The organism is Eudoraea sp., assembly GCF_049665975.1.
Lineage (GTDB): Bacteria > Bacteroidota > Bacteroidia > Flavobacteriales > Flavobacteriaceae > Eudoraea.
The window spans coordinates 1-3,502 of the sequence record NZ_JBATGR010000546.1 but is presented as its reverse complement, the minus strand read 5'-3'; the positions used below and the strand labels follow the sequence as shown (position 1 = coordinate 3,502).

At 36.5% G+C, this 3,502-nt stretch carries 4 protein-coding genes; 1 reads left to right on the top strand and 3 read right to left on the bottom strand.

The genetic code is table 11. From position 1 onward, the window contains the following. The first annotated feature begins 229 nt into the window (after window positions 1–229). The gene (locus tag WBN20_RS17150; RefSeq protein ID WP_424282570.1) at window positions 230–427 is read left to right on the top strand and encodes a hypothetical protein; all 198 of its coding nucleotides are present in this window, start codon (window positions 230–232) and stop codon (window positions 425–427) included. Between the two features lie 3 nt (window positions 428–430). Here the strand turns inward: WBN20_RS17150 and pyrF are convergent, their stop codons facing one another. The 3 genes from pyrF to WBN20_RS17135 form a co-directional block, all read right to left on the bottom strand. Further along, complete coding sequence (pyrF, locus tag WBN20_RS17145) at window positions 431–1,249, bottom strand: orotidine-5'-phosphate decarboxylase (protein WP_424272148.1); 819 nt, start codon at window positions 1,247–1,249, stop codon at window positions 431–433. A gap of 8 nt (window positions 1,250–1,257) precedes the next feature. Further along, a complete protein-coding gene (prfA, locus tag WBN20_RS17140) occupies window positions 1,258–2,334 on the bottom strand; it encodes a peptide chain release factor 1 (RefSeq protein ID WP_424272147.1) in 1,077 nt (358 codons plus the stop codon). 102 nt (window positions 2,335–2,436) lie between these two features. Further along, window positions 2,437–3,435 carry an FAD:protein FMN transferase gene (locus tag WBN20_RS17135; RefSeq protein WP_424282569.1) on the bottom strand — a complete coding sequence of 333 codons (999 nt, stop codon included), beginning with the start codon at window positions 3,433–3,435 and terminating at the stop codon, window positions 2,437–2,439. Window positions 3,436–3,502 lie beyond the last annotated feature (67 nt).

Sequence of the window (3,502 nt, the reverse complement as noted above, 5' to 3'; positions counted from 1 at the left end):
TCAGGATTGTGAATAAATAGTTGACCGATTATTTTACATAAGATTTTCACTGATTCCTGTAAAACATTCAAACTCCTACAATCTTAGGTTTTTAGAAGCATTTGGGGCTTATATTCAATGATTTAGTTAAAAATTAGACAAATCACCTGATTTTTAGATTAATACATGTACTAGTAAACATCCAAACCTTCATTTTGGCCGTATATTTGTAAGAACAAAGAATGTGACCATGGATAATCAATATTGTAAAGTTGGAGCGATTACTCAAATAACAAGTGGACAAAAGGCTCTGGCCCTAATAGAATTTCAATATCAAAACTTTTTAAGTAAGGCATCAGATTTTAAGACTACAGATGATAAGCTTGCAACATTTTTTGAATTGAAGGCACGGAAGCTTAAAAAGGTTATTGAGAATTTTGTACAGTAATGTTTAATTCTTTCTAAGTTGCTTTGACATTTCATCCTGCAATTCGGTAGCTTTTTGTGCCGCCATAATTGCAAAATCCTTTTCTGTCGAGGCGTAGATAATCCCTCTGGAAGAATTCACCAATAACCCAACATTTTTATTCATACCATATTTACAAACTTCTTCCAGGCTTCCACCCTGTGCTCCTACTCCAGGCACTAAAAGAAAACTATCTGGAATTATTTTACGGATTTCAATTAAATGACTGGCCTTTGTAGCTCCAACTACATACATTAGATTTTGAGAATTTTTGTACGATATTGATGTTTCCAGCACTTGTTCATACAAAGTCTTTTTCCCTATTTGTTTTGTTTGAAAATCAAAGGCACCTTCATTTGAGGTCAATGCCAGAAGAATAGTATGCTTGTTCTCAAAAGATAAAAATGGTTCAACAGAATCTCTCCCCATATAGGGTGCAACCGTTATAGAGTCAAAATCTAAATCTTCAAAAAATGCTTTTGCGTATCTATACGAAGTATTCCCTATATCTCCTCGTTTTGCGTCTGCAATTGTAAATAATTCAGGGTAAAACTCATTAAGGTATTCAATAGTTTTACGCAACGCTTCCCAACCCATTGAACCATATGCTTCATAAAAAGCAATATTTGGTTTATAAGCTACACAAAGGTGATGGGTGGCATCGATAATAGCCTTGTTAAATGAAAAAATTGGCGACTCTTCATTTAAGAGATGTACCGGTATTTTTTCCAGGTCAGTATCCAGGCCTATACAGAGAAAGGATTCCTTTTTATGGATTTGCTCAACTAAGTGTTCAATTTTCATCCTTATTTCTAAAAAATCTCCGAAGCTTCCTTCAGTTTTTCGGTGTTATCCACCAACTGCAACTCATCAATAATTTTTTGAATATCTCCGTTGATTATATTCTGTAGATCGTAGAGTGTTAGGCCTATCCTATGATCGGTTACCCTACCCTGCGAATAATTATATGTACGAATCTTTGCTGAACGATCTCCACTACTAACCTGTGAATTTCGTTTTGCAGCATCCTCTTCCTGTCTTTTAGCAAGTTCCATATCGTAAAGTCGCGATCGCAAAACCCTAAAGGCCTTATCCTTATTTTTATGCTGCGATTTTTCATCCTGACACTGAGCCACCAAACCTGTGGGAATATGTGTTAATCTAACCGCAGAGTAGGTTGTGTTTACAGACTGGCCTCCCGGACCTGATGAACAGAAGAAATCTATACGTACATCCTTAGGATCTATTTGCACATCAAAATCTTCGGCCTCAGGTAATACCATTACTGTTGCCGCGCTGGTATGAACACGGCCCTGTGTTTCTGTCTGAGGAACTCGTTGTACACGATGAACCCCTGCTTCAAATTTTAGTGTCCCGTATACATCTTCTCCACTAACTTCAAATTGAATTTCTTTATAACCTCCGCTGGTACCTTCACTTAAATCTATGATATTCGTTCTCCAACCTTTAGACTCACAATACTTGGAATACATGCGGTAAAGGTCTCCTGCAAAGATACTGGCTTCATCACCACCTGTTCCTGCACGTATTTCCATCACTACATCTTTAGCATCCTCCGGATCTTTTGGAATTAATAATAACTTTATTTCCTCCTCCAATAAAGGCAAAGCTTCCTTAGCCTCATCCAATTGCATTTTCGCCATCTCCACCATCTCCAAATCACTGCCATCACTAATGATCTCCTCAGCTTCGTTTATATTATTGGTCAGCTCAATATATCGATCTCTTTTATCAATGAGCAAGCGTAAATCCTTGTATTCCTTATTAAGTTTTACGTAGCGCTTTTGATCTGAAATAATATCAGGTTGAATTATTAGGTCTGATACCTCATCAAAGCGCTGTTTAACAATATTTAATTTATCTAACATTCAATCATCTCTTAGGAATGCGAATTTACAAATTTTTAAAGGTATATTAACCTCTTCACAAGCAAGATAGAAAGAGTTTTTAAAAAAGAAGAATGAGAAAATTTATTCTTTCGTGTCCAGAATTATCCCCTGGCTATTAAACATTTGATTGTAGCTGTCCACAATTATTACTTCGGTAACAACCAACTGATTTATTAAGGAAATTCCCTTTTCTTTACCTAAGATATAGACCGCAGTAGCCAGAGCGTCACATAGTTCCGCACTTTTGGCAAGTACAGTTACCTTACTTATGCCAGTAGTTGGATACCCTGATTTTGGATCGATGTAATGTGCGTATTTCTTGCCATTAAAAGTTACATATCTATCTAGATTACCTGTAATTGACACGGATGATTCTATTAATGGTATCCATGTAAATATTTTACCATTACTTCTTGGATGATCCACGCCTAATAACCATTTCTCTCCGGTTGCCTTTGTTCCCCAGGTTGAAATATCTCCTGAAGCATTAATCATGCCTGCGGGAACCTGTTTGGATACCAATAGTTCCTTAACTTTATCCGCAGCATAACCCTTTCCAATCGCACCAAATCCAATCTTCATCCCCTTCTCTTTTAGAAACACTGTATTTTCAGAACTATTAAGAGAGATTTTTTTATAGCCTACTTTAGAAACTGCCTTACTGATTTGTTCCGGAGTTGGAAACCTTGTCATTGAACCATCAAATTTCCAAACCCCTTCCATTGCGGCAATAGTAATATCAAAAGCACCATCGGTAATTTCAGAAATCTGAATAGAACGTTCAATTAATTTGTAAAGCTCGAAGCTTACCTTAACTGGTTTTAAACCGGCATTCCGGTTGATTTCTGAAGTCTCTGATTCGGGATCCCAGGAAGAAATCAATTTTTCAATACGTTTGACTTCAGCAATAGCCTCTTCCAAATTGATATATCCAATTTCTTCATTTTGCGCTACTACCGTTAATTCAAAGGGACTGCCCATTAATTTTACAGATCTCTTTACGGTGATATTCTTTCTAGCCTGACCACAAACTGAAGTCATGGTAAGAATACCAAAAAGTAGTGCCACCAAGCTTTTCACTTACTTTGTTTTTTTTAGTTGTGAAAATATGCGGCACATAGTTGTACTATTCTTATCAGGAGAAAAA